The organism is Saccharopolyspora hattusasensis (assembly GCF_050972075.1).
GTDB lineage: Bacteria > Actinomycetota > Actinomycetes > Mycobacteriales > Pseudonocardiaceae > Saccharopolyspora > Saccharopolyspora hattusasensis.
The window spans coordinates 790,795-815,418 of the sequence record NZ_JBPCDC010000001.1 but is presented as its reverse complement, the minus strand read 5'-3'; the positions used below and the strand labels follow the sequence as shown (position 1 = coordinate 815,418).

Here is a 24,624-nt window from a genome sequence, read left to right as displayed (position 1 = left end):
TGGCCTGGGCGACCGCCAATCCCGGTGCGAGCGAGGGGAAAACGCCACTGGCAGAGTTCCTGGTGCACGACGCGTTCCTGGTGCCGACCCTGGTGACCTATCGGGCTTTGAAGGCCGAGGCCCGCGAGTTCGGGCTGCCGGAGGACAGCTGGCGCAAGGTCGACGACGCGCTCGGGGCCGGGTTGGCGGCGCTGGAAATGGCGCACCGCGCAGGCGTCAAGATCGTCTATGGCAGCGACCTGCTCGGCGGCATGCACCGCCAGAACGAGGAGTTCCGGATCCGCAGCGAGGTCCAGCAGCCGCTGGACATCATCCGCTCGGCGACCAGCACCGCCGCCGACCTCCTCGGCATGACCGGCGAGATCGGCACGCTGCGGGTGGGTGCCCTGGCCGACCTCGTGGTTCTGGACGGCGACCCGCTGGCCGGCATCGCCAACCTCGCCGACCCCGAGCACACCCGCCACGTCATCCAGCACGGCGCCCTGGTGTGAGCTGTGATGACGATCCGTAGCTGAAGCCCGGCTCCGTCACCCGGGGTTGGCGCAATTTCGCGAGAATTGTGCCTTCACCCGGGTGACGGTCGATTTCTCGCGAAATTGCGCCGCGTCGGGCCTCAGCCGAGCACCGGGTCCCAGGACGATGCCAGGCGGGCCAGCGCGGTGCCGAGGCCGTTGGGACCGCGGAGAACGCTCGATGCCGGCCCGAGCGGTGTGGGGCTGAGCGGTGCCGGCCCGAGCGAGGCGTTGTGGCGCAGCTCGGAGTCGGAGTATCGCCAGCATTCCTGGTGCCAGTCAGGTCCAGCTCCGGACTGTCCGCGTCCGGATGCGTGTACGCGCACAGCAGCGCGTAGTCGTGACGGTCGAAGTCCGCTTCGTCCCAGATCGGCTTGCCTTCTTGCGGCACGTCGATCATGTCCATCCCGTAGGCCCACGCCTTGCTGTGCTCGCGCGCCCGTCCGAGGTTCGGGTTCAGCCGCGCCGGGTAGGACAGGTAGAAATCCGGCAGTCGAAAGGGCTGCATTGGTTCGCGCACCTGACCTATCTGCGATGGTCGCCGACCCTGGGCACGAAACCAGCGAAGGCCGCGACGGCCAGTGCCCGCGGAACGGGTTGTACACGATCGGGATTCGGCATCGCCCGACCAGCCCAGCGCGGCGCTGCGGTGAGTCACGCCTTCCGCTCGTGCACGACCACGCCGTCGACCATCGTCAGGTCCACCCGGCACTGCCCGATTTCCTCTGGTGGCAACGAGAACGGGTCTCGGTCTAGCACGACGAGATCGGCGGCCTTGCCCACTTCGACGGTGCCGGTGTCCCCGTCCACGTGGTTCACCCAGGCACTGCCCGCGGTGTAGGCGGCGAGCGCATCCACCAGGTCCAGTGCTTGTTCCGGCACGAACGGCGCATCGTCGGTGCCGGGTTCGCGCCGGTTGACCGCAACGTGCACCGCCCGCATCGGATCGGCGTCGGAGACTGGCCAGTCGCTGCCGGCGGCGAGCACCGCTCCGGCGGCGCGCAGCGACCGGAACGGGTACTGCCAACCGGCTCGCCGGTGTCCCAGGTGCGGCACGGTCAGCTCGGTCATGGCGGCATCGTTGACCGCCCAGCGGGGCTGGATCGTCGCGGTGACGCCGAGTTCGTGGAACCGCGGGACATCGCTTGGGTGCACCACCTGCACGTGGGCGATCTGGTGGCGCAGGTCCCGGCCGGTGGTGGCCGCGGCGAGCGCGTCCAGCACGTCGCGCACCGCTTGGTCGCCGATGGCGTGGAAGTGCAGCTGGAAGCCGTCGGAGGCGAGCTCGGGCACCACGGCCGAGAGGACATCGGGGTCCACGAAGGACATGCCGCGGCCGTGGTTGCCGAGGTAGGGCAGCTGCAGCGCCGCGGTGAAGCTCTCGCAAACCCCGTCCTGCATGATCTTCACTGCGTCGGCGCGGAACCGCCGCCCGCGCGCCCGCCTGCGCCGCTGGCGGAGCTCCTCGATCTGTTCCCTGCCGCGAGCGCGGTCCCACCACAGCGCGCCGCGGACCTTGCCGGTCAGCAGGCTCTGCCGGTCGGCGCTCAGGTAGGTCTCCAGCGGGTCGTCGTAGCCGAGGTACGGGCCGATGATCGCGTCGTGCCAGGACGTCACCCCGCACGAATGCAGGTAGCGCTGCCCCTCCAGCAGCCCCGCGAGGTACTCCTGCGCGCCGGCCGGCGGCAGCACCTGCTCGACCAGGCGGGTGGCGCCCTCGTGCAGGGTCCCGGCGGGTTCGCCGGCGGCGTCGCGTTCGATCCGGCCGTCCGGCGGATCCGGAGTGTCCCGGTCGATCCCGGCCAGCCGCAGCGCCGCGGAATTCACCCACGCGCCGTGGTGGTCACGGTTGAGCAGGTACGCCGGTCGGTCGCCGGTCACCGCGTCCAGGGCGGCGCGGTCGGCTGTGCCGTGCGGGAACTGCCCCGTGTCCCAGCCGCCGCCGAGCACCCAGCCCGCATCCGGCCGGAACTCGGCGATGAGCCGCAGGCAGTCGGCGGCGTCGAGGCATTCGGTGAGGTCGCAGCGCAGCCGCTCGATGCCGCCGTACACCGGGTGCACGTGCGCGTCGTGGAAACCGGGCAGCAGCAGCCGGCCGCCGAGGTCGATCACCTCGGTCGACGGGGTCAACCGGGCTCGTACGGCGGCGTCCCCGACGGCCGCGATCCGGCCGCCGCGCACCGTGACGGCGTCGGTGAACGAGCGCGCGGCGTCCATTGTGGCCACCGGTCCGCCCATGAAGGCCACCTCGCGCATGCCGAGATTGTCGCAGCATCACGCCGAGGAGCGGCCCGGTCTTCGGCGAACCAGAAGTCCGGCTCGCCGCGCCACTCCGCCCGGAGGCGTCCCCTCAGCGCGCGAGGCGCTGTCGGTCTCGCGCGAAATCGCGCCGGGCCGAGCGGGCTGTCAGCGGCCGTCGCCGGTGATGACCGCGACGGCCTGCTCGCGGGCGGACTCGTCGACCTCGGGGATCTGGAAGCTGCGGCTGCGGATGTGGGCCACCAGCTCCGCCTCCGGCGCGACGCCGTGCTGGCGCAGGTAGTAGCCGACCGCGCCGGGCCAGATCCAGCTGCCGTCGGTGTGGAAGGTCATTGGCACCGCCGGGCTGCGGTTCGGATCCAGCCGGTCGGTGTCGTAGCTGCGCGCGGCCAGCACGACCGGGGCCCGCTCCAGGTACTCCGCCACCTGGTCGAGCTCGGCCGGGTCGAGCCCCGGCCGCTCGGTGATCGGCCGTCCGCCATCGTCGAAGACCTCCGCGGTGCGCAGCCCCGGCCCGGTGCTCGGCGGCGCCAGCCAGTCCGGCGTGGCCGCCGCGGGGCGCGGGTAGCGGCGCAGCTCCTCGGCGAAGGCTTCGGGTGGGGGAGCGACGCGCCAGTTCGGCTCGTAGTCGCCGTTGAAGTCGACGGTGTAGCTACCCGGTCGCTGCAGCCGGTAGAGCGCGCTGATCCAGGTTCCGCGGTCGGGCTGGTACATGCCGTGGCGCAACTGCACGAACAGACCAGCGACTTCGGTGGGCACGGCCAGCGGGACGACCGTGCCGTTGGGGGCGAGCAGTTGCGCGACGAGTTCGTGGTGGTCGCCGAGTTCGCGGTATTCGACGGTGGCTTGCTGCCAGCCGGGAGGGAGGGAGCGCACGATGACGCGGCCGATCTCCTGGAGCAGCTGCTGCTGCGCGACCTCGTCCAGCGATCCCGGTCGGTCATGGGGTCCCGGTTGGCTCATGCCTGCATCCTCCCAGTCGCGCGGGAACCGTGGGAGCCGTTTCGGCCAAGTTCCGGTCCGGTTCGCGCGGCACCGTCGTACGTCGTGACCGGAAGCTTAAGACCCCGTCCGGGTGATCGTCGCGGCCCAGTTGATCACGTTTCGCAACAAGTTGTGACCCCCCGAACTCCCAGGTAACCGGGGGGCAGGCACCCGTTCCGATGACGTAACGAGAGCGCTGAGCGCAGATTGTTGACAATCCGACGAGGTCCCGTTTAATTTCGAGCCATTCCAGCCGGACGCGGGAGGTGTGCTATGCGAACCGAGTCTTATCGCAACCCCAGTCCGGCTCGTTGGTTGTCTTCTTGCCCGCTTTGGCTGCGACATCACTGACCGGAGTCTTCGGCAGTGCCGGTGACGGCCGCGGGTGCCCCGCGGGTCGCCGCAACATCGATCACTGATGGATCCCGGGCGCGCGCGCCCGTGTCAGGTATGCGCTCTGAGAGGAGGTTCGGCCCGTGGCACTCGTCGACCGCGACCCGCTGATGAGGGTGATCTGGACGGACTCGGTGACCGGCTGCAACGGTTACCTGGTCGTGCACAGCTTGGTGTCCGGTCTCGCCACCGGCGGGACTCGGATGCGGGCCGGCTGCACGCTGTCCGAGGTGGAGGCACTGGCCCGAGGCATGGCGCGCAAGACTGCCGTGTTCGACCTGCCGGTCGGCGGCGCGAAGGGCGGCATCGACTGCGATCCGAAGGATCCCGCCGCCCGCGGCGTGCTGAGCCGTTTCGTTCAGGCGATGCGGCCGTGGCTCGATGCGCACTGGGTGACGGCCGAAGACCTCGGGGTGCCGCAGCACTTGATCGACGAGGTGTTCGCCGAGGCCGGGCTGCACCAGTCTTACCATGCGGCGATCCGCCGGGCGCCGGACGCGGAGCGCACGCTTCGCCGGGTTCGCGCTGGGCTCAACGCGCCGGTGCCGGGCGGCCTGCTCCTCGGCGACGTGGTCGGCGGCTACGGCGTCGCGCAGAGCTGCCTGGGCGTCGTGCACGCCCGCGGCTGGGCGCAGCAGGAGACCACAGTGGCCGTGCAGGGCGTCGGCACGATGGGCGGCGGCGCGGCCTACTACCTGCACGAGGCGGGGCTCAAGGTCGTCGCGCTGGCCGACGCGGCGGGCACCCTGTTCCACCCGGACGGGCTGGATGTCCCAGCGCTGCTGGAAACCCGCGACCGCTTCGGCGAGATCGACCGGGCCCAGGTGCCGCCGGACGTCCAGCGGCTGCCGCGCGAAGCCGTCCTCTCCGTCGAGGTGGACGTGCTGATCCCGGCCGCGGTCTCGTTCACGATCAAGGCGCCGCAGGTGCCGGAGATCGCCGCGAAGGTGATCATCGAGGCGGCCAACACCCCGGTCACCTCGGACGCAGAGGAAATGCTCGCGACGCGCGGCATTCCGGTGATCCCGGACTTCGTCGCCAACGCCGGCGCGGTGGCTTGGGCGTGGTGGTTGCTGCTCGGGCGGGTCGACGCCGATCCGGTGCTCTCGTTCCAGGTGTTGCGCGAGGAGATGCTGGCCAAGATCCCGCCGCTGCTGGCGGCCTGGGACACCGAGGGGCGCACGCCGCGGACCGCAGCACTGCTGCTCGCCGAGCACCGGAACGAGGAGAATCGGGCCGCTGAGGCGGCTGGTCGCGGGCTGCTGAGCATCCCCTGACGCCAGCGGTTTCGAGGTGCTGCGACTGCGGGTTGGCTCGTTACTGACACGGGGCAATCGATGTGTGACAACCCGCAGTCGGAGTGCTAGCTTTGCGGTGGTTGCAGTTTTGGTCCCAGCAGTACTGGAAAGTGCCTGCCAGAACGCAGGCACTTTTTTTGTGCCGTGGTGCTCCGCAGCAGCGTTGGGCACCGGGTGATCAGCTCGGTGACCGGGGGTCTGCGCAGTGTCGACCCTGGCCAGCAGAATCAGGAGAAACAAGGAATGGCTACCGGTAAGGTGAAGTGGTTCAACGCGGAGAAGGGCTACGGGTTCATCACCCCCGACGGCGGTGGCGCTGACGTCTTCGCCCACTACTCCGCGATCCAGTCCACCGGTTTCCGCACGCTGGAGGAAGAGCAGCGGGTGGAGTTCGAGATCGCTCAGGGTCCGAAGGGTCCGCAGGCCGCGGACATCCGCGTGATCTGAACCAGGTCGTGCCGGACAGGCATGACGACGCATCGGAGAGAGCTCTGATGCCGCCTCCGATGGGCGGCAGATCCGGGCCGCCTGCGGTGCCGGTCTGCCGCCGAGGAGGACAACCCTTTTCACTCATTAAGGGGTACGTCGCCGGGGTACGCTTCCAGCCCGCTGACGTTTAACCCGGTGCGAGGTCGAAGTGCCCCTGCGTGTGGTTGTCGCCGGTGCGACCGGCGTGGTCGGGAGAACACTGCTTCCGCTGCTGCGGGACCGCGGTCATCACGTGACCGCGCTCGTCCGCCACGCGGACCGGCTGGACGGCGCGGCTCCGGCCGACGACGTCGCAGTCGCCGACCTGTTGGATTCGGCCGGATTGCGACGGGAATTGCGCCGCGTCGAGCCGGACGTGGTCATCGACCAGACGTCCGGCTTCGGAAGAGCCGACCTGGACGAGGGCTTGCGCCGCACCGCGCAGTTGCGCGAGCGCGGGTCCCGGAATCTGGTTGAGGCCGCCGTCGAGGTGGGCGCGCGGCGCATCATCGGTCAGAGCATGACCGCCGCCTACCGCCCGCACGGGCACGACGTGCTGGACGAGGAATCACCACTGTGGACAGACGCGCCGGGCTGCTGGGGCGACGCGGTCCGAGCCCTTGCGGCGATAGAAGAAGCGGTGCTGACCTGTCCGGACATCGAGGGCGTCACGCTGCGCTACGGCGCGCTGTACGGCCCGAACACCCACTACGCGCCGGGCGGGACGATCCACGCGCGGGTCTGCGGCAGCGCGCTACCGCTGGTGGACGACGGCGTCGGCCTGACGTCGTTCACCCACGTCGACGACGCGGCCGGGGCGGTGCTCGCGTTGGTCACCGGCGGTGAGCCAGGTGCCTACAACGTCGTGGACAACGAGCCCGCCGAATCGATGGAATGGTTACCGGCCTACGCGCGGATGGCGGGCGGCCCGGCCCCGGTTTCGCTGACCATGGACCAGGCCAGGGCGCAGCTGGACTGGTTGACCGTGCACCAGCTGACCGAGCAGCGCGGTGCCACCAACTTCCGATTACGCGAAACGCTGGGCTGGCGGCCGATGTGGCCGAGCTGGCGCGAGGGATTTGCCGCCTTGTTCGGCCTTTGGTCCGGATAGTCGCGGGTGAACTGCGGCGTCGCTCGGCGGGTGGGCCATGATCGTTCCCGGGCGAGCAAGCGCACACTGCGGGTCCGGGTCTGGGAGATCCGCGGAGGCACGGGTTAGGTTCAGAAGTAAGACCATGCGCCCCGAGGCCGGAGACGAGAGCAGCCGATGACCGCCACTGACGTGCACCCGCTGCGGGAGCTGTTGCCGGAGGGCCGCGTGTTCGACGACGTCGACGTGCTGGAGGCCCACCGCAGGGACCGGGCCACCTTCTGCCCGGCCGGAAAACCATCGGTGCTGGTCCGCGCGCGGTCCACTGAGGACGTCGCGACGACGCTGAAGTGGGCGCACGAGAACCGGGTTCCGGTGGTGCCGCAGGGCGCGCGCTCCGGGCTGTCCGGCGCGGCCAACGCCATCGACGGCTGCATCCTGCTCTCGCTGGAGAAGATGGACCAGATCGTCGAGATCGACACCGACGAGCAGATCGCCGTCGTGCAGCCCGGCGTTGTCAACGGCGTGTTCGCGGCGAAGGCCGCCGAGCACGGGCTGTTCTACCCGCCCGACCCGGGTTCCCGCAGCATCTCGACCATCGGTGGCAACGTGGCCACCAACGCCGGGGGCATGTGCTGCGTGAAGTACGGCGTGACCGGCGACTTCGTGCGCGGCCTGGAGGTGGTGCTCGCCGACGGCCGGGTGATGCGCACGGGGCGCCGCACCGCCAAGGGCGTCGCCGGCTACGACCTGACCCGGCTGATGGTCGGCTCCGAGGGAACCCTCGGCGTGGTCACCGAGGTCACCGTCGCGCTGCGGCCGGCCGCAGCGCAGCCGCTGACCGCGGTCGCGTTCTTCCCGACGATCGCCGACGCGGCCCGCGCCGTCGCCGGATACCTGGGGGAGGGCTACCGGCCGTCGGTGCTGGAGTTCATGGACGCCCCGACGGTGCGCGCGGTGCAGCGCATCGCAGACCTCGGCTTCCCGGACGGCGTGGCAGGAATGCTCCTCGTGCAGTCCGACCGCGGCGAGGCCGCTCCGGCCGACCTGGCGGCCTTCGAGCGCGTGGCTCGTTCCTTCGCCGCCACCGAGGTGGTCGTCGCGGACGACCTGGCCGAGGGCGAGCTGCTGATGCGGGCCCGGCGGCTGGTCGGGGACGCCCACGAGAAGCTCGGCCTGTCGCTGCTGGTCGACGACGTGTGCGTGCCCAGGCGGCGGCTGGTGGACCTGGTCGAGGGACTGGAGAGGATCGCGGAGCAGCACCGGGTGCAGGTGCTGTGCGCCGGGCATGCCGGCGACGGCAACATGCATCCGGTCGTCGCCTTCGATTCCGACGCCCCGGACGAGGTGGTCCGCGCGCAGCACGCGTTCGACGCGATCATGGAACTGGGGCTGGAGCTCGGCGGCACCATCACCGGTGAGCACGGCGTCGGCCACCTCAAGCGGCGCTGGCTGGGCGAGGAGCTCGACGACGCGGGCCTATGGACCCAGCGAACGATCAAGAACGCCCTCGACCCCCACGGCATCCTCAACCCCGGCCGAGTCCTCCCCGACCCGGTGTGAGGCGATTTCAATCGGAAATCAGCGCGCCGATTCGCATTGAGCCCATACTGGCCGATCCGCAGCCGCGATGCGGAAGCCCCATCGGTACGGGGCTGCCGCAAACGGCGTAGCCGCCTTGGCCCACCTCGTAACTGGCACCGCCGCGGGTTCTCAGCGGTCTTCTCGACGGCGTCGAAGCCCGAGTCGCATACCACACTGCCCCAACTGCCAACCCTGATCCGCCCAGCCCGCAGGTGCGGACAATTTCGCGAGAAATCGCACCAACCCCTGATGAAGCGACCCACCACGTTCCGTGATCACCCCGCGCCGTGCCGTGGGGCGGGGTGCAATTTCGCGAGAAATTGACGTTCACCCGGGTGACGGTAAATTTCTCGCGAAATTGCGCCAACCCCGGCTGGCGGGGCTGGCTTCAGTGCTCGGCGGTGGCGCTGCGGGCCTCGGCGAGGCTCCGCAGGATCGGGTCGACCAGCACGATGCCGACCGAGAGGACAGCCCGGACGCGTGGTCATACGTGCGTCCGGGCTCCCACAGCCGAGAAGGCCGCTGGGGTTCCGTTACCCGCAGCACCGCTATGCAAGAAGAGGTTGGAGAACGCTCGCTGGAATCGCCGGTGGACCGGTCAGTCGTGGTCGTAGGAGTCGTCCACCGGGACCGGGCGGTGCTGGTCGGCGAGGTCCGCGGGGTCGGCGTCGAGGGGGACCTCGATCGGTTCCGGCTCTTCCTCGTCGGGCATTTCCTCGGCTTGGCGCGCCTGTTCGGCGGCGTCGGCTTCCGGGGTTTCGGGGTCCATCGATTCCTCCAGTCGGTTGCTGGCCGGATCAACCACAACGGTAACGAGCCTGGCCACACGGCGCGCGGCTCACGGCGACAACCGCGCGAGTTGGTCGCCCAGGTCGTGCAGCCGGTCGAGACCCTCCAAGCGGCGCAGCCATGACTGCGGCCAGCCAGCGGCGCCGCGCATGGCCCCGGTGAGCGCCGCCGCCATGCTGGCGATGGTGTCGGTGTCGCCGCCGGCCCGGATGCACTGCCGCACGACGTCGACCGGGCTTTCGGCGTGGCCGAGGAACGCCCACAGCGCCAGCGGCACCGAATGCGTGGCCCGCACGTCGTTGCCGAGCTCCTCGGCGGCGCGGTGCGGGTCCCGGTGCCCAAGCTGTGCGGCGACCGCTTGCAGCCGCCGCACCCACCCCGGTTCGTGGATGACGTGGGCCAGCTTGCGCAGGAAAGATTCCGGGTCGAGCGACCCGCTGGTGTGCAGGGCCAGGTACGCGCTGCAGGCCTGCACCGCCGCGCCTTCCTGCCCGTCGGGGTGGCCATGGGTCACCGATGCCGCGCGGCGGCCCAGTTCCGCGGCGTGGTGGGCGCTTTGCGCGGCCAACGCCACCGGCGCGCAGCGCATCGCGGCGCCGTTGCCGAACGAACCCTGCCCGCGGAACATCGACACGGCCGCATCCCGCCACGGCACGCCCGAGTTGAGCTGCCCGAACAGGTCCGCCGCCGAGGTTGCGAATCCGCGCCACGGTTCCCGGTTCCAGGCGCAGGCGAGGGCGGCGGCGAGCTCGCCCTCGTCTAGCAGGTGCCCGCCGAGGCGGGCACGCTCCAGCAGGTGTTTGGCCACGGCGATGGTCAGCGCGGTATCGTCGGTGTAGCGCAGCTGGTGGTTGGAGTGCTCGAACTCCCGCAAGGTCAGCTCGCTGACCGATGGCTTGCCTTCGAACGGGGCGCCCATGGCGTCGCCGAGTCCGACTCCTGTGAACAACCCGCGGGCGCAGTCGTGCGCCGACGCGAAACCGGTCGAGTTCACCCGCGACCTCCCGAGGACACAGGTTGTTGCCGTCAACGGTACGCCCAGCGCGGGGGAATGGACGTGGTCAACCTCCCGCCTTCCCCGGATAGCCGCTGCCTCGAACGCGCTTTCAACCTGGGAGAAAATGGTGTCGGCCGTCCTGGGCGTCCTGATCGTCTTGTCCGCCGTGGCAGCCTTGGCCGGCTGGCGGTGGTCCCGTCCGCACGGCGCAGAGCGCACAACCTTGTTGCGGCATCCGGGTTTCTGGCTGCTCGTGGTGTCGGGTGCGGTCACCTGAACCAGGTGTTGTGCACGGTCTATTTGATGCAGGTGTGGCACGGCGCGAAACGATCTCGGCATTGTCGGTCTGGACCCGCGGAACTCGTCCTCGCGGTGGTGTTGGGCGCAGCGGCCTCTTGCGCCCGGATTCCTCGCCGTCGGCGGATATGCCGAAGCCCGGATGCTCGCTGCCGCCGGCACGCTCCTCGTCCTAGCCAGCGGTGTGCGGTGCTCTACCGGGTTGTTGTCGCCAGGTGAGCGGGACCCAGGGGTCCCGCCCACCTGAGGCGTTCAGCCGATGGATCGGCCCGCGTACTCCGGCGCGGGCTCGTCCAGGTCGGCGAACCGCTCCGCCACAGCCGTCGGGAACGGAGTCGTGCCGCCCTGCTGGCCGTTCACGTGCAGCGCCATGATCTCCTCGGTCGCCACCAATGCACCGTCGACTGACATCTCGTGGCAGAGGCGAACCTTTTTGGCGCCGGTGCCCACAATGCGGCTGGTCACTACCAGGTCCGAAGCCGACTTGACCTCCCGCAGGTAACGCACGTGGGCCTCCACCGTGTAAAGCGAGCAGCCCGTGTCGGTGCGGTAGGACGCGTCCAGCCCCACCTGATCCATCACCGCGTCGGTGGCGAACCCGAACACCAGCACGTAGTAGGCCTCGCTGTGGTGGCCCGTTGTAGTCGATCCACCGGTACTCCCGCAGCCCCGTCACGGCTTGCCGTTGCGCACGCCATCGATCGCACGCATAACGGCGATCACCGCGAGGTCGCGGTCGGCGATCAGTTCGGCGATGCTGCGGCCGTCGGCGGCCTCCTCGCAGCCCTTGACCATGGCGTCGCGCAGCTCGTCGGTGAGCTCCGGCGCCTCCAGCCGGGTCCATGGCGACTTTAGCGACGGGCCGAAGTGGTCCAGCATGTGCGCCATGCCGCCCTCACCACCGGCAAGGTGGAAGGTCAGGCACGGTCCGAGCAGCGGCCAGCGCAGGCCGGGCCCTTCGGTGATCGAAGCGTCGATCTGCGCCGGTGTGGCCTCGCCGTTGGCGACCATGTGCAGCGCCTCGCGCCAGATCGCTTCCTGCAGCCGGTTGGCGATCAAGCCCGGCACCTCGCGGTCCATGGTGATCACCGACTTGCCGGCGACCTCGAAGAACTCCGCTGCCCACTGCACCGCCCACGGCTCGGTCCGCTCGCCGCCGACGACCTCGACCAGCGGGATGAGGTATGGCGGGTTGAACGGGTGCCCGACCACGAACCGCTGCGGCGTCGGGCAGTCCACCTGCATCTCGGTCATGCCGTAGCCGGAGGTGGACGACGAGACCACGACGCCCGCCGGGGTCGCCCCGTCGATGCGGGCCAGCAGATCCCGTTTGAGCGCAAGGTCTTCCGGCGCGCTCTCCTGCACGAAATCGGCCTCGGCGACGGCTTCTGCCAGCGTCGGGGCGATGACGAGGTTGTCGCGGGAGGCGCCGTCGGCCAACCCGAGTTCGATCAGGGCGGGCCAGGCGGAGTCGACCAGCCGACGCAGCTTGGCCTCGAAGTCCGGGGCCGGGTCCCACGCGGTCACCTGGTAGCCGCGCGCCAGGAAGTGCGCGACCCAACCGCCGCCGATGACACCGGCACCGATGCACGTGACCCGCCGCACCGCCGCGGGGGAGGGGGTGTTCTCGTTCAACTTGGAATTTCCTTTTCGAGGTCGTCTTCGACGCGGCCGCAGCCGCTCGCGTCGGGGGCGGCGATTTCGCGCGAAATCGCCGGTCTGTACGGGGGACGGGCGGCGATTTCGCGCGAAATCGCCGGTCTGTACGGGGGACGGGCGGCGATTTCGCGCGAAATCGCCGGTCCGCATGGGGGACGGGCGGCGATTTCGCGCGAAATCGCCGGGCCTACGGAACGTCTGGTGTCAACGCTTCTCGAGGCCGAGCTGTTCGCGGGCCTGGTTCGGGGTGGCGACCCTGATGCCCATGCCCTCGACGATCGTCACCGCGCGTTCGACCAGCTGTCCGTTGGTGGCCTTTACGCCCCGGCTCAGGTAGAGGTTGTCCTCCAGGCCGACGCGGACGTTGCCGCCCAGCGCGGCCGTCAGGCCCACCCAGCGCAGCTGGTCGCGGCCGATGGCGAAGCTCGCCCAGTTCGCGCCGGCGGGCAGCATGTTCACCATCGCCTGCAGCAGGCCCGGGTTCGGCGGGGCGCCCCACGGGATGCCCGCGCACAGCTGGAACAGCGGCGGGGCGGCGATCAGACCCTCCTCGATCAGCTTGGTGGCGAACCACAGGTTGCCGGTGTCGAAGATCTCCAGCTCCGGCTTGACGCCCAGCTCCTGGATCCGCTTGGCGCCGGCGCGCAGCATGTCCGGGGTGGAGATGTAGAGCTGGCTGCCCTCCCCGAAGTTCAGCGAACCGCAGTCCAGCGTGCAGATGTCCGGCAACAGCTCCTCGACGTGCGGCAGCCGGTCCAGGCCGTTGACCAGGTCGGTGCCGTCCACCGGCTTGAGCGGGTCGTCGACGTCGATGACCAGGTCGCCGCCCATCCTGCGGTCAGGTTGATGACCACGTCGATCCCGGTCTCCTTGATCCGCTCCAGCACCTCGCGGTAGAGCGACACGTCGCGGGAGCCCTGCCCGGTCTCGATGTTGCGGACGTGGATGTGCACCACAGCCGCGCCGGCCGCGGCGGCCTCCACCGCGGACTTGGCGATCTGCTCCGGGGTGACCGGGACGAACTCGCTCTTGCCGGTGGTGTCACCGGCGCCGGTGAGCGCGGCGGTGATGATCACTTCGTTGCCCATGGGGCTCTCCCTTCCGTGGATGCGGCTGATCGCCCGGGCGCACCGGAATCCGCGCCCGGGTGGGTTTTCACTTCAATGCCGGACGATCTCGCGCTCGACGAACTCGCGCAGCACCCGCCGCATCCGCTCCACCGACCGGCCGGGCCGCCCGGCGAGCACCTGGATGCCCAGCCCGTCGATGAGCGCGGTCAGCGTCACGGTGAGCTCTTCCGCGTCGGTGTCGGTGAACACGCCCTGCTGCTGGCCCTGCCGGATGGTGCGGGCGATCGTGTCGTGCCAGCGCGTGTAGGAATCGCTGTGCAGCACCTGGAGATCTGGGTTCAGGGCGCTCTCGGTCCACACCTGCAGCCAGATCGACCACTCCGCGCGCAGCAGACCCGGCGTGGGCAGCTGGAGCTCCACCAGCCGCAGCAGGCGTTCGTGGGCGTCCTCGATGCTGTGCAGCTCGGCGACCTGCCGGTCGAAGGCCAGCCGCACCGAGTAACGCAGGGTCTCGGTGAGCAGGTCGTTGCGGCCGGGGAAGTAGTAGTGGATGGTCGCGGCGCTGGTGCCGCAGGCCTTGGCAACGTCGGCGATCCGCACCGAGTGGTAGCCGCGCTCGGCGATTAGCGTCCAGGCGGCGTCGAGGATCTGCTGGTACCGGCCCGCTTCGCGGAGGTCGCCGGGTTCGCGCCCGGGCCGTGCGGTGCGCTGCGGCGCGGCGGCAACCGTCTCGATGTCGTCGCCGCCGTTGATCAGCCAGTTCACCGTGACGCCGGTGAGCTCGGCGATCCGGGTGAGCTCGACCGGGGTGAACCGGCGCGTCCCGGTCAGCGATTTGGAGAGCTTCGTTGGGTCCAGTCCGATCCGCTCGGCGAAGGCACGCTGGCTCCCGGGATACTTGCGCAATACATCGCGCACTCGCTGGCGCAACGTGGCCGTCGTGTCCTCCACGGGACGGAACGCTAACAGCACGTTGCGAGAATCGCAATGAACTGTGCGTGTTGCGATCCCGGCGGGTTGCCGTGGGCTGCCTCGCATTCGAGAAACATGCTTGGCCAATCGCGTTAACATGGCCCGTCGCGACGATCCTGCATGGAGTGGGTTGTGATTGATAAGTCAGTCGGTCGCAATGCCGGTGCGAGTCTCGGATGGTGCGAGCGCAGAACGAACGTGCTGAGCTGAACTCGTGAACAGCACCAGGCCGGTGGCGAAGACCGCCGCGGGGCAGGAGAGCGCGCGGCGCTGGCGAGTGCTGGCCATCTGCCTGGTCGCCGGGTTCATGACCCTGCTCGACGTCAGCATCGTCAACGTCGCGCTGCCGTCGATCCAGCAGGGGCTGGACGCGCCGGCGGCGGCGCTGTCGTGGGTGGTCTCCGGCTACGCCCTGACCTTCGGGCTGGTCCTGGTGCCGGCCGGTCGGCTCGGCGACGACCGGGGCCGCAGCCGGATGTTCCTGCTGGCGCTGGCGGCTTTCACGCTGGCCAGCGCACTGGCCGGATTCGCGTTGACCTCGCTGTGGCTGGTCATCGCCCGCCTGCTGCAGGGGGTGGCCGGCGGGTTGCTCAACCCGCAGGTGCTCGGCCTTATGCAGCGACTGTTCCACGGCCGCGAGCGCGGCAAGGCTTTCGGCCTGTTCGGCGCGGTGGTCGGCATCTCGACGGCGATCGGCCCGCTGCTGGGCGGCCTGATCATCCAGCTTGCCGGGCAGGAGCACGGCTGGCGCTGGGTGTTCTTCGTGAACCTGCCCATCGGTATCGCGGCGGTGCTCTATGGGCTGCGGGTGCTGCCGCGCGACGGCGCGCGCGAACAGTCCCGCAGCCTCGACCTGGTCGGGGTGCTGCTGCTCGGCGGTGGCCTGCTGTGCCTGTTGTTGCCGCTGGTCGAGCAGGAGAGCGGCCATGGCGCGCCGTGGTTCCTGCTGATCGTCGCCGCGGTCCTGCTGGCGCTGTTCGTGGCGTGGGAGTACTGGTACCGGGCGAGGGGGCGCGCGCCGCTGGTGAACCTGCGGCTGCTGAAGATCCGCAGCTACTCGTTCGGCGCAACGCTGGGGCTGCTGTACTTCGCCGGGTTCACGAGCATCTTTTTCGTGCTGGCGGTGTACTTCCAGCGCGGCCTCGGCTATTCGGCGCTGCAGGCCGGGCTGGCGCTGACGCCGTTCGCGGTCGGCTCGGCGGTGGCGTCGGCCGTCGGCGGCCGGATCGTGCACCGGATGGGCCGACGATTGGTGATCATCGGCTTAGCGGCGGCGCTGCTCGGCCTGCTGGCGACGGACCTGTTGCTGGCCACGCATCCGGGGGAGGCGGCCGGAATGGTGACGGCCCTGCCACTGCTGATCGCCGGAACCGGCAGCGGCCTGGTGATCTCGCCGAACCAGACGGTGACGCTGAGCGAGATCGACGCCGCCCACGGCGGGACGGCGGCGGGAGTCCAGCAGACGGGCCAGCGCATCGGCTCGGCGGTGGGCACGGCGGCGGCCTCGGGTCTGTTCTTCGGCACCCTGACGACGAGCGGCTTCGACGCGGCGATCTCGGACGGCCTGATCGTCTCGGTCGGCTTCGTCACGGCCGCCCTGGTCGTAGCCCTCGCCGAGGTCGTACTGGCAAGGCGCACCATTTCCGCTGCCGAAGACCCGTGAGTGGTTTTGGGTGTTATGGCATCCAAAACCACTCACGGGTAGTGACCAGCGGAAACGCTACGGCTTTAAGGAGCTCAAGAAGGTGTTCCAAGCGGCGGAGCCGAAGCTCAGCACGCCGTCTTCGGGAGCCTTGGAGTCCCGCACCCGGACGGAGCCGTCCAGCAACCGGACCTCGACGCAGTTGTCGCTGCTGCCAGTGCTCCTGGAGCTTTTGAACCAGCCGGTGCCGGTTTGATCTCGCGACATGATCAGCCACCCTTCAAGATCTGATCTACCAATCGTCGTGACCTGTCGCGGTCGAGCGCAAGGCTTTGAATCTCACGGAAAGCGCGGAGCATGACCGCTGTGTCGGCCTCGTCGCTGTGGTAGGTCGAGGGACTGAAGACCGTGCTGGAGAAGCCGACAGGGGATCCCCTGTCGGCGAAGCCGAAGACGGTGAAACCGCCACCTCGGGCCGGATTTCGGATCGCGTCCTGTTTCAGGAGCTGCACAACGAGGTCGTCCCGTGTGTCGATGACGGCTGCCAGATGTTGTACCTGCTCGCGCATCACCTCCGGACTACCGACGACTGCTCGTAGCGAATCCTCGGTGAGCACGAATCGAAAAGATCGCGGCTCGGCTAGGCTCAAGCTCCGCTCCTGCCGTTCGAGTCGGAACGCGATGCGCTGTTCCAGCTCGGCGGTCGTGGTGGCGTCCCACCAGACCCCGTCGCACTCTTCGATCACTGCGCGCACGTAGCCCGGCGACTGCAACAAGCCTGGGATGACGCCGGATTCGTAGCTGCTGATCTCCGTGGCGCTGGCTTCGAGGTCGGCGAAGCGTTGGAAGGCTCCGGGGAGCAGGTCCGTGTAGGTCCTTCTGCGCTGGCGCTTTCGGGCTTCCATGCCAAGGGCGAGCACCGTCTCGCGCTGTTCGTCGGCAATGCCGTAACAGTCGAGCAGTTTGATGAGATCGTCCTCGGGTGTGGCGCTGCGACCGTCCTCCAGATCGACGATGCGCGACCGGACCTTGCCGATCGCTTTCGCCGCTTCCTGCTGGGACTTCGCGGCTTCCTTGCGCAATCTGCGAAGCATCAGGCCGAGCTGTCGGCGCTCCACGGTCTGGCGAGCTTGGCCCATGCGATGCCTCCTGAAGTTCCTGATCAGCACCCGACAGAGGGATACCAAAGTCCGACTGTTGGACTTAATCTCAAGATAGTCCGACAGTCGGACTTATCTAAAGCTCTTCCGGGAAGTCACCCTAGTCGTCCACTGAGGAAGGTCGGGAGCATGGCCCTGTTTCACTACTCCGGTATCTCTGTCGAGTCCTACGTCGAGATGGCGGAGAAGGTCACGATGCGGTACGAGATCGATCGGTGCAATGACGTCGTAACCCTCCACTGTGGACATCGCAGTGAATACATCCTCACCATTGGCCGGGAGAACCTGGCCACGCTTATCGCCCTCGGCGCCAAGGCCATCGAGGAACTCGACGCAGCGTGAAGTGTGGTCGTGAGCTGTTGTTCCGGTTCTTACCGCAACAACCGCTCACGACCCCAGCGCGGACGGGAGCCAGTGCAGCAGTTCCGGCGCACCAGCGACGATCAGGAAGTGCGCCGCTCGGCCGACGAGGCTTGCGGCCAGGAAGCCCACCAGCGGAATGCCCGCCGCGCCGGAGAAAAAGCACATCAGGCTGTAGGGCGGGATGCCAGGGACGGCGCTGAGGCACAGCACGCCCAGTCCCCACCACGGGCGTTCCTGCGTCCGCTGGTGGAACTTCTCGAACCAGGCGGACCACCTGCCGCGACGCTTGACTTCGACGCGTTTGCGCAACCGCTCGCCGAGCGCGAAGCCGCCCTTGCCGGCCAGGTAGAACAGCGTCTTCCCGGCGATTTGGCCGACGGCCGCGGCCAGCCCGAACGCCCACCAGCTGACGCCGTCCACGGTGGAGACCACGCCGAGCAGGTAGAGCTCGATGTTGACCAGTGGGAACACGCTGCCGAGCGCGGCGGTGCCCGCAGTGGCCAGCAACCACCCGATCACCGGACCACCCGGCCGACGGCACGCCCGCGTTGCGAACCTGGATGGTGGATCAAGTCGAAAGCTCCGTAGCTGCTGGAACAGGCCCGCCAGAGCCTACCGGCCCACCCTCCGCCGCGACGGGTGCCCCTCACTCCTCGCTGGATCGGGTGGGATCGGCGTCCGGGTCCCAGGAGAGGAGGCGAACCCGGCTGACCGTTTGGAGGTGGCGGCGCATGGCGGTGACCGCCGCGCGCGGGTTGCCCGCCCGGATCGCCTCGGCGATGCGTTCGTGCTGGGCCAGCGACTTGCCCGGCCGGTTGGGTTGGCGCAGCGACTCCTGGCGGCTCTCGGTGATCTCCGCGGCGATGGTCCGCATGAAGTCGCCCAGCAGCGAGCTGTGCGCGGCGGCGGTGATCGCGGCGTGGAACCGGCGGTCCCCCTCGCTGCCGAGCCCGCCTTCGGCTATCTCGCGGCGCATGTCCGCCAGCGCCGCGTCGATCTCGGCGAGGTCTGCTTCGGTGCGCCGCTGCGCGGCCAGCTCCGCGAGCTTGGTCTCCAGCGCCTCTCGCGCCTCTAGAACCTCCGGCAGGCGGCGCTTGCGCGCGACCAGGTCGGCGACCGGTTCCGCGTCCAGCGATTCGCGGCGAAGGTAGGTGCCACCGCCGTGGCGCACCTCGACGAGGCCTTGCACTTCGAGCACGACGATCGCCTGCTTGACCGACGCCCGGCTGACGCCGAGCCGCTCCGCGAGTTCCCGCTCCGGCGGTAGCCGGTCGCCGACGCGCAGGCCCGAATCAGCCACGTGCTCCCGCAGTCGCTGCACCACCTGCTCGTACAGGCGGGGGCGGGCGAGTGGGCGCAGGGCTTCGGGCACCGGGTTCCTCCAGGCCGGGAATCAATGGTGAGAAGGCTAACACCGGCCATCTGGCCGAGTGGATGAGCCAATTTTGCCACACTTCCTTGACGCGGCGTCGAGATCGGCGCGAAAGTGGTCAAGCCAGTGGACCACTGTCGGCTTCCGGCTCGCCGGGCATCGCCGGTCCGCGGGCGGGACATTGAGGAGCGTGGAGGTGGTCATGGCCGGCGCGGCGCACGTGCTGTTCCCCAAGTTGCGAAAGCCCAACGAGAAGGAGGCGCTGCGGTTCGGGCCGCGCGCGCTGAACTACCGGGAGCTGTCGGAGGTGGCCGCCGCGATCGCCGAGCGGGTCGGAACCACGAAGCGGATCGCGGTTTGGGCGACCGCCACGCCGGAGACCTGCGCCGCCGTAATCGGAGGGCTGAGCGCTGGCGTCGCGGTGGTGCCGATCAACCCTAAGGTGGGGGAGCGGGAGCTCGTGCACATCCTCGGCGACAGCAAGCCGGAACTCCTGCTGGCCCCGCCCGGTTTCCAGCGCCCGGAGGGGCTCGGCGACGTGCCGGTGCACGAGGTTGACCTGGGCATCCGCGGCGGTGAGCTGCCGTCGGAGGCCGGCGAGGACGACCCCGCGCTGATCGTCTACACCTCGGGCACCACCGGGCCGCCGAAGGGCGTGGTGCTGCCTCACCGCGCGATCCGCGCCAACCTCGACGCGCTGGCCGAGGCCTGGGAGTGGACCGACCGCGACGTGCTGGTGCACGCCCTGCCGTTGTTCCACGTGCACGGGCTGATCCTCGGCACGCTCGGCCCGGTGCGGCTCGGCGGGACGGTCCACCACCTGGGCAAGTTCTCGTCCGCCGCCGTGGCCGAAGAGCTCGCCGGGCCCGCGACGATGATGTTCGGCGTGCCGACCATGTACCACCGGCTGGCCGAGGACGCCGAGCGCGACCCGCAGATCGGGCGGTCGGTCGGCAAGGCGCGGCTGCTGGTCTCCGGTTCCGCGGCGCTGCCCGCGGCCGAGCACGAGCGCATCGAGCGCCTCACCGGGCAGCGGGTCGTGGAGCGCTACGGCATGAGCGAGACGATCATGAACTGCGGCGTGCGCGCCGACGGGGACCGCCGGCCCGGCTACGTGGGGCGCCCGTTCGCCGGGGTCGAGCTCAAACTCGTCGACGAGCAGGGCGAGGCGATCACCGCCAGCGACGACGAGACCGTCGGCGAGATCCTGGTGCGTGGCTCGAACCTGTTCAGCGGCTACCTCAACCGGCCGGACGCCACCGACGCGGCGTTCGTCGACGGCTGGTTCCGCACCGGTGACGTGGCCACCCGCGCGCCGGACGGCTACATCCGGATCGTCGGCCGCAAGGCCACCGACATCATCAAGAGCGGCGGCTACAAGATCGGCGCGGGCGAGATCGAGAACTGCCTGCTGGAGCACCCGGCGGTCGCCGAGGTCGCGGTCACCGGCGAGCCCGACGCCGACCTGGGCGAGCGGATCATCGCCTGGATCGTGCGCGCACCCGGCCAGCAGGTCGCCGAGCAGGAGTTGGCCGACCATGTCGCCCGGCTGCTCACCCCGCACAAGCGGCCGCGCGAGGTGCGGTTCCTGGATGCGTTGCCGCGCAACGAGATGGGCAAGGTGCAGAAGAAAGCGCTGCAGCATGGCTGAGCACTCCGCGGCTCGCGCGCTGGTCGAATCGATCAGCCGGGGGTTCGAGGAGTTCGAGCCCCCGGCCGGGCCGTCGGCAGCGGACGGCCCGCTGGGCTGGCCCGGCTACGACGACCAGCGCGCCCGCGCGACCGAGCGGACCGGGGCGGAGGAGTCTGTCCTGTGCGGGCGGGGTTGGGTCGGGTCGCGGCAGGCGGTGCTCGTCGCCTTCGACTTCGCCTTCCTCGGCGGCTCGGTCGGAGAGGCGTCCGGGGCGCGCATCGTGGCGGCTTTCGAACAGGCCCGGGAGCTCCGGCTGCCGGTGATCTCGCTGGTGGCTTCGGGCGGCAGCCGCATGCAGGAGGGGATCTGCGCCCTGCGCCAGTTGCAGGAGATCGCGCGGGCCTGCCTGCTGACCCGCAAGGACCGGATCCCGCACGTCGCGGTGCTGCGCAACCCGACCACCGGCGGCATGTGGGTAGCGCTGGCGGCGGCGGCCGACGTCGTGCTGGCGACGTCCGACGCGGCGGTCGCCTTCGGTGGCAGCCGGGTGCGCAGCGCGGGGGATACCGGCGAGGCGTTCCACGCCGAGGGCAAGCTCGCCGACGGCCAGGTCGACCGGGTCGTCGGCGATGCCGAACTGCCCCGCGTGCTGGCGGACCTGTTGTCGCTGCTGCACCCGCAGCAGCTGGTCTGGCCGGCTGAACCCGCCCCGGTCCCGGCCGCGCTGACCGCAGGCGCCCTGCCCGCGACCGGCTGGGACGCGGTGCAGCGGGCGCGCTCGGCCGACCGGCCGCGCGCCCGGGCCTACCTGGACGCCTACCTCGCCCGGCGCTTCGAGATCAGCGGCGACCGGGCCGGTGGCTACGACGAGGGGATGATCTGCGGATTCGGCGACCACAACGGGCGCACCATCGCCTTCGCCGCCCAGACAGGAACAGCGAACACCCCGGCCGGGTTCCGCACCGCGGCCCGGCTGATTCGGCTCGCCGACCAGCTCGGCATCCCCGTGCTGACGCTGGTCGACACCCCGGGCGCGGCCAACGACGCGGCGGCCGAACGCGGTGCCATCGGGCCGGCCATCGCGGAGGTCTTCGCCGCGGTCGCCGACGCGCAGGTGCCGGTCACCACGCTGGTCGTCGGCGAGGGCGGCTCGGGCGGTGCCCTGGCGCTGGCGGCCCCGGAGCGGACCTGGATCACCTCGGATGCGTACTTCGCCGTGATAGCACCGGAATCCAGCGCCGCGATCCTCAAGCGCGACCCGGCCGAAGTGCCGGAACTCGCCGGACGCCTGCGCCTGCGCCCGCAGGATCTCCTGGACCTGGGCTTCGTCCAGGGCATCGCGCGCTGACCCGCCCCGTCGAAGGGGCCGCGTTTTCGCGCGAAATCGGCGTTTGTCGTGGTTGCTGGGTGGCGTTTTCGCGCGAAATCGGCGTTTGTCGTGGTTGCTGGGTGGCGTTTTCGCGCGAAATCGGCGTTTGTCGTGGTTGCTGGGTGGCGTTTTCGCGCGAAATCGGCGTTTGTCGTGGTTGCTGGGTGCGCCGCTTGAGTATGTGTGGTCCTGGGGTGCAGAGGTTCTTCAGTTTCTGAATCCGACTATGGTGATCGTTTCCCGCGAGCCTGACGGCCGCTGGTATGTGACCTTCGCCGTGGACACCGACGAGCCCGAACACGCCCCGGCCACCGGCCGCACGGTCGGCGTTGACCTGGGCGTGAAAGACTTCGCTGTCCTGTCCACCGGGGAGAAGATCCCCAACGCCGGTCACTTGGACCGTAAGGCCCGCAACCTTGCCCGCTATCAACGTCAGATGGCCCGCAAGCAGCGCGGTTCAGCGAACCGCCGCAAGGCTAAAGCCAAGGTTGCTCGGGCGCACCGCAAGGTGCGGCACGCGCGGCAGGACTTCCTGCACCGCACCTCAACGGGCCTGGTTCGTAACAATGACCTGGTCGCGGTCGAAGACCTCGCGGTGAGAAACATGGTCCGCAACCGAAAACTGGCCAAGGCGATCTCTGATTGCGGGTGGAGCGAGTTCCGGCGCCAGCTCGAATACAAAGCCGAGCGAGCGGGAAAGATCGTCGTTGTCGTTGACCGCTGGTACCCGAGCTCAAAGACCTGCTCGAACTGCGGGCACCTGCTGAAGAACCTGAAACTGTCGGTGCGGCACTGGACGTGCCCCGACTGCGGCACTCGGCACGACCGGGACCACAACGCCGCGAAGAACATCCTTGCCGCTGGTCGAGCGGTAGCCGGGTGGAAACCCGGCGATGCCTGTGGAGCTGGTGTAAGCCGGGGCGAGCTTGCTCGCGCGCAGTCGGCTATGAAGCAGGAAACCCAACCTGTGAAGGTTGGATTCCCCCGCCTTTAGGCGCGGGGAGAAAGTCAACTATTCAACGACTCAGTCTTGCCAGGGGATTTGGGGGGATCGGTGGTAGTCGATGCCCGATGCCGCCAGTCGCGGGGCGTGGGTGGCCAGGCGTTGGCTGAAGGACTCCCAGTTCTGGGCGGACTTGGGAGACCAGCCGAGTTCGGCGATGGCCGGTAGCCGGGGGAAGGCCATGAACTCGATGTGGTCCGAGTTCTCCAGGGTTTCCGACCACAGCGGTGCTTCCACGCCGAGGATCGACTCCTCCGGCACGCCCTTCAGGTAGCTGCCCGGATCCCAGCCGTAGGCGTCGGCGACTTCGATGTAGCCCGCCCAGTGCAGGCCCAGCGCGGTGTTCTCGTCGTACTTCTGGTCCAAATAGGACTTATTCGCCGGGGAGGCCAGGATCTTATTGCCCCGGGCGACCGCATCGGTGAGCAGCGGGTCGAAGTCGGTGGTGCCCCAGTACTGCAGCACCGCGTCGCCCTCCGGAGCCGCCTTGCCGTACTCGTGCCAGCCCAGCGCGGTCTTGCCGTACTTGGCGGGCAGCGGGATCACCCGCTCGAAGAACTGCTTGTAGTCCTCGTCGGTGGTCGAGTGCGCCTCGTCGCCGCCGATGTGCAGGTACGGCCCGGGGGTGATCGCCGCGATCTCCCGGACGACGTCTTCGACGAACCGGTAGGTGATCTCTTTGTCCACGCAGAACGAGCTGAAGCCGACCTCGATCCCGGTGTACAGCGGCGGCGCGACGCCGTCGCAGTTGAACTCGGTGTAGGAAGCGAGTGCGGCGTTGGTGTGGCCGGGCATGTCGATCTCCGGCACGACGGTGATGTGCCGGGACGCGGCGTACTCGACGATCTCCGCGTAGTCCTCCTGCGTGTAGTACCCGCCCGGGCCGCCGCCGACCTCGGTGCTACCGCCGTACTCGGTCAGCCGCGGCCAGCTGTTGATCTGGATCCGCCAGCCCTGGTCGTCGGTGAGGTGCAGGTGCAACCAGTTGATCTTGTAGCGGGCGACCTGGTCGATGTAGAGCTTGACCTGGTCCACGGTGAAGAAGTGTCGCGCGACGTCGAGCATCGTGGCCCGGTGCTCGAACCTCGGCTTGTCGACGATCTCGCCGCCGGGCACGGTCCATGGCCCGGGCTGCTCGGTCGGGCTCTCGATCGCGGCGGGCAGCAGCTGGCGCAGCGTCTGCACGCCGTTGAACAGGCCCTCGACACTGGTCGCGTGTATGCCGATGTTGTCGTCGGCCGCCTGCAGTCGATACCCGGCCGCGCCGAGCTCAGGCGATCCGTCCAGCGCCAGCGAGATGTCGCCGGAGCCGAGCGCGCGCTGGTCGACCGGCACCGGGAATCCGGTGGCCGGACGCAGGATTCCGGCCAGGTACTCGCCGGCCTCGGCGGCTTCGCCGGCGGCTTTGACCGAGGTCTGCCCGGTCAGTTCGAAGGTGGTTCCGGGGGCCGGCTGCACCGACTCGGGGGCGGGGATGATGTTTTCCATCACGGTGTTCTCCACGGCTGGTGCGCCGCCGGCGGGAGCTACGAGCCCACCGGTGAGCAGCGCACCCGCCACGACGGCGAGCGCTGCCTTGCGAACCGTCGGTAGGGGCGGTCTGGTCATGTGTCTCGCTCCATGATCGGGGAACGGCCCCATAAAGGTATAGACCAAATTCCGAACGGACAGCCTCCAACTGGGCGTATCGGGCCTACCTGCCAGGTTCCT

22 protein-coding genes and 3 pseudogenes are annotated in these 24,624 nt (G+C 69.4%); 11 read left to right on the top strand and 14 right to left on the bottom strand.

The window, feature by feature from the left end; translation table 11 throughout:
• Positions 1-56 precede the first annotated feature (56 nt).
• Positions 57-491: pseudogene (locus ACRXBZ_RS03860) on the top strand (amidohydrolase family protein); the annotation flags it as partial.
• A gap of 301 nt (positions 492-792) precedes the next feature.
• Here the strand turns inward: ACRXBZ_RS03860 and ACRXBZ_RS03855 are convergent.
• The 3 genes and pseudogenes from ACRXBZ_RS03855 to ACRXBZ_RS03845 form a co-directional block, all read right to left on the bottom strand.
• Positions 793-1,020: pseudogene (locus ACRXBZ_RS03855) on the bottom strand (germacradienol/geosmin synthase); the annotation flags it as partial.
• A 146-nt stretch (positions 1,021-1,166) separates the two neighbouring features.
• Positions 1,167-2,750 carry an amidohydrolase gene (locus tag ACRXBZ_RS03850; protein WP_433877809.1) on the bottom strand — a complete coding sequence of 528 codons (1,584 nt, stop codon included), beginning with the start codon at positions 2,748-2,750 and terminating at the stop codon, positions 1,167-1,169.
• 168 nt (positions 2,751-2,918) lie between these two features.
• Positions 2,919-3,734, bottom strand: a complete 816-nt coding sequence (locus tag ACRXBZ_RS03845; protein ID WP_433877808.1) for a hypothetical protein — start codon at positions 3,732-3,734, stop codon at positions 2,919-2,921.
• A 524-nt stretch (positions 3,735-4,258) separates the two neighbouring features.
• On the opposite strand from ACRXBZ_RS03845, the gene ACRXBZ_RS03840 reads away from it, so the two are divergent.
• From ACRXBZ_RS03840 to ACRXBZ_RS03825, 4 genes are all read left to right on the top strand, one after another.
• Complete coding sequence (locus ACRXBZ_RS03840) at positions 4,259-5,425, top strand: Glu/Leu/Phe/Val family dehydrogenase (protein ID WP_168590607.1); 1,167 nt, start codon at positions 4,259-4,261, stop codon at positions 5,423-5,425.
• A 264-nt stretch (positions 5,426-5,689) separates the two neighbouring features.
• Positions 5,690-5,893, top strand: a complete 204-nt coding sequence (locus ACRXBZ_RS03835; protein WP_168589461.1) for a cold-shock protein — start codon at positions 5,690-5,692, stop codon at positions 5,891-5,893.
• Positions 5,894-6,083: 190 nt separating this feature from the next.
• Positions 6,084-7,025, top strand: a complete 942-nt coding sequence (locus tag ACRXBZ_RS03830; RefSeq protein ID WP_433877807.1) for an NAD-dependent epimerase/dehydratase family protein — start codon at positions 6,084-6,086, stop codon at positions 7,023-7,025.
• A gap of 156 nt (positions 7,026-7,181) precedes the next feature.
• A complete protein-coding gene (locus ACRXBZ_RS03825; protein WP_433877806.1) occupies positions 7,182-8,567 on the top strand; it encodes an FAD-binding oxidoreductase in 1,386 nt (461 codons plus the stop codon).
• Positions 8,568-9,186: 619 nt separating this feature from the next.
• On the opposite strand, the gene ACRXBZ_RS03820 is transcribed toward ACRXBZ_RS03825, so the two are convergent.
• Positions 9,187-9,357 carry an Rv3202a family protein gene (locus ACRXBZ_RS03820; RefSeq protein ID WP_433877805.1) on the bottom strand — a complete coding sequence of 57 codons (171 nt, stop codon included), beginning with the start codon at positions 9,355-9,357 and terminating at the stop codon, positions 9,187-9,189.
• A gap of 69 nt (positions 9,358-9,426) precedes the next feature.
• Positions 9,427-10,371, bottom strand: a complete 945-nt coding sequence (locus ACRXBZ_RS03815) for an ADP-ribosylglycohydrolase family protein (RefSeq protein WP_433877804.1) — start codon at positions 10,369-10,371, stop codon at positions 9,427-9,429.
• A 130-nt stretch (positions 10,372-10,501) separates the two neighbouring features.
• Between ACRXBZ_RS03815 and ACRXBZ_RS03810 the strand changes: the two genes are divergently transcribed.
• On the top strand, positions 10,502-10,651 hold the full coding sequence (locus tag ACRXBZ_RS03810) for a hypothetical protein (RefSeq protein ID WP_433877803.1): 150 nt from the start codon (positions 10,502-10,504) through the stop codon (positions 10,649-10,651).
• Positions 10,652-10,923: 272 nt separating this feature from the next.
• On the opposite strand, the gene ACRXBZ_RS03805 is transcribed toward ACRXBZ_RS03810, so the two are convergent.
• From ACRXBZ_RS03805 to ACRXBZ_RS03790, 4 genes and pseudogenes are all read right to left on the bottom strand, one after another.
• Positions 10,924-11,283, bottom strand: a complete 360-nt coding sequence (locus ACRXBZ_RS03805) for a thioesterase family protein (protein WP_433877802.1) — start codon at positions 11,281-11,283, stop codon at positions 10,924-10,926.
• Positions 11,284-11,343: 60 nt separating this feature from the next.
• Positions 11,344-12,306 (bottom strand): 3-hydroxyacyl-CoA dehydrogenase NAD-binding domain-containing protein, encoded by a 963-nt coding sequence (locus ACRXBZ_RS03800; protein WP_433877801.1) that lies wholly within the window; start codon positions 12,304-12,306, stop codon positions 11,344-11,346.
• Positions 12,307-12,534: 228 nt separating this feature from the next.
• Positions 12,535-13,418 (bottom strand): annotated as a pseudogene (locus ACRXBZ_RS03795) (beta-keto acid cleavage family enzyme).
• A 72-nt stretch (positions 13,419-13,490) separates the two neighbouring features.
• Positions 13,491-14,351, bottom strand: a complete 861-nt coding sequence (locus ACRXBZ_RS03790; protein ID WP_433877800.1) for a TetR/AcrR family transcriptional regulator — start codon at positions 14,349-14,351, stop codon at positions 13,491-13,493.
• A gap of 235 nt (positions 14,352-14,586) precedes the next feature.
• On the opposite strand from ACRXBZ_RS03790, the gene ACRXBZ_RS03785 reads away from it, so the two are divergent.
• Positions 14,587-16,035 (top strand): MFS transporter, encoded by a 1,449-nt coding sequence (locus ACRXBZ_RS03785; protein ID WP_433877799.1) that lies wholly within the window; start codon positions 14,587-14,589, stop codon positions 16,033-16,035.
• 57 nt (positions 16,036-16,092) lie between these two features.
• On the opposite strand, the gene ACRXBZ_RS03780 is transcribed toward ACRXBZ_RS03785, so the two are convergent.
• A complete protein-coding gene (locus ACRXBZ_RS03780) occupies positions 16,093-16,281 on the bottom strand; it encodes a DUF397 domain-containing protein (protein ID WP_433877798.1) in 189 nt (62 codons plus the stop codon).
• Between the two features lie 2 nt (positions 16,282-16,283).
• Positions 16,284-17,132 (bottom strand): helix-turn-helix domain-containing protein, encoded by an 849-nt coding sequence (locus ACRXBZ_RS03775; RefSeq protein ID WP_433877797.1) that lies wholly within the window; start codon positions 17,130-17,132, stop codon positions 16,284-16,286.
• Positions 17,133-17,303: 171 nt separating this feature from the next.
• Here ACRXBZ_RS03775 and ACRXBZ_RS03770 point away from each other — a divergent pair, with 171 nt between their 5' ends.
• Positions 17,304-17,516, top strand: a complete 213-nt coding sequence (locus tag ACRXBZ_RS03770; protein ID WP_433877796.1) for a hypothetical protein — start codon at positions 17,304-17,306, stop codon at positions 17,514-17,516.
• A gap of 45 nt (positions 17,517-17,561) precedes the next feature.
• Here the strand turns inward: ACRXBZ_RS03770 and ACRXBZ_RS03765 are convergent, their stop codons facing one another.
• Positions 17,562-18,056: a VTT domain-containing protein gene (locus ACRXBZ_RS03765; protein ID WP_433877795.1), complete on the bottom strand. Its 495-nt coding sequence runs from the start codon at positions 18,054-18,056 to the stop codon at positions 17,562-17,564.
• 127 nt (positions 18,057-18,183) lie between these two features.
• The gene (locus ACRXBZ_RS03760; protein WP_433877794.1) at positions 18,184-18,909 is read right to left on the bottom strand and encodes a FadR/GntR family transcriptional regulator; all 726 of its coding nucleotides are present in this window, start codon (positions 18,907-18,909) and stop codon (positions 18,184-18,186) included.
• Between the two features lie 202 nt (positions 18,910-19,111).
• Between ACRXBZ_RS03760 and ACRXBZ_RS03755 the strand changes: the two genes are divergently transcribed.
• The 3 genes from ACRXBZ_RS03755 (at position 19,112) to ACRXBZ_RS03745 (ending at position 22,905) form a co-directional block, all read left to right on the top strand.
• Positions 19,112-20,560 (top strand): acyl-CoA synthetase, encoded by a 1,449-nt coding sequence (locus ACRXBZ_RS03755; RefSeq protein ID WP_433883794.1) that lies wholly within the window; start codon positions 19,112-19,114, stop codon positions 20,558-20,560.
• Positions 20,553-21,890 (top strand): carboxyl transferase domain-containing protein, encoded by a 1,338-nt coding sequence (locus ACRXBZ_RS03750; protein ID WP_433877793.1) that lies wholly within the window; start codon positions 20,553-20,555, stop codon positions 21,888-21,890. Before ACRXBZ_RS03755 ends, ACRXBZ_RS03750 begins: the two co-directional genes overlap by 8 nt.
• A 247-nt stretch (positions 21,891-22,137) precedes the next feature.
• Positions 22,138-22,905: an RNA-guided endonuclease InsQ/TnpB family protein gene (locus tag ACRXBZ_RS03745; protein ID WP_433877792.1), complete on the top strand. Its 768-nt coding sequence runs from the start codon at positions 22,138-22,140 to the stop codon at positions 22,903-22,905.
• A 30-nt stretch (positions 22,906-22,935) separates the two neighbouring features.
• Here the strand turns inward: ACRXBZ_RS03745 and ACRXBZ_RS03740 are convergent, their stop codons facing one another.
• Positions 22,936-24,522, bottom strand: coding sequence for a beta-N-acetylhexosaminidase (locus tag ACRXBZ_RS03740; protein ID WP_433877791.1), 1,587 nt, complete (start codon positions 24,520-24,522; stop codon positions 22,936-22,938).
• Positions 24,523-24,624 lie beyond the last annotated feature (102 nt).

Excerpts from the sequence above, each read along its gene's own strand:
- ACRXBZ_RS03755 (WP_433883794.1), top strand. The coding sequence starts at position 19,112 with ATGGCCGGCGCGGCGCACGTGCTGTTCCCCAAGTTGCGAAAGCCCAAC.
- ACRXBZ_RS03840 (WP_168590607.1), top strand. The coding sequence starts at position 4,259 with ATGAGGGTGATCTGGACGGACTCGGTGACCGGCTGCAACGGTTACCTG.
- ACRXBZ_RS03845 (WP_433877808.1), bottom strand. The coding sequence starts at position 3,734 with ATGAGCCAACCGGGACCCCATGACCGACCGGGATCGCTGGACGAGGTC.
- ACRXBZ_RS03750 (WP_433877793.1), top strand. The coding sequence starts at position 20,553 with ATGGCTGAGCACTCCGCGGCTCGCGCGCTGGTCGAATCGATCAGCCGG.
- ACRXBZ_RS03780 (WP_433877798.1), bottom strand. The coding sequence starts at position 16,281 with ATGTCGCGAGATCAAACCGGCACCGGCTGGTTCAAAAGCTCCAGGAGC.
- ACRXBZ_RS03850 (WP_433877809.1), bottom strand. The coding sequence starts at position 2,750 with ATGGGCGGACCGGTGGCCACAATGGACGCCGCGCGCTCGTTCACCGAC.
- ACRXBZ_RS03770 (WP_433877796.1), top strand. The coding sequence starts at position 17,304 with ATGGCCCTGTTTCACTACTCCGGTATCTCTGTCGAGTCCTACGTCGAG.
- ACRXBZ_RS03835 (WP_168589461.1), top strand. The coding sequence starts at position 5,690 with ATGGCTACCGGTAAGGTGAAGTGGTTCAACGCGGAGAAGGGCTACGGG.
- ACRXBZ_RS03745 (WP_433877792.1), top strand. The coding sequence starts at position 22,138 with ATGGTGATCGTTTCCCGCGAGCCTGACGGCCGCTGGTATGTGACCTTC.
- ACRXBZ_RS03820 (WP_433877805.1), bottom strand. The coding sequence starts at position 9,357 with ATGGACCCCGAAACCCCGGAAGCCGACGCCGCCGAACAGGCGCGCCAA.
- ACRXBZ_RS03825 (WP_433877806.1), top strand. The coding sequence starts at position 7,182 with ATGACCGCCACTGACGTGCACCCGCTGCGGGAGCTGTTGCCGGAGGGC.
- ACRXBZ_RS03740 (WP_433877791.1), bottom strand. The coding sequence starts at position 24,522 with ATGACCAGACCGCCCCTACCGACGGTTCGCAAGGCAGCGCTCGCCGTC.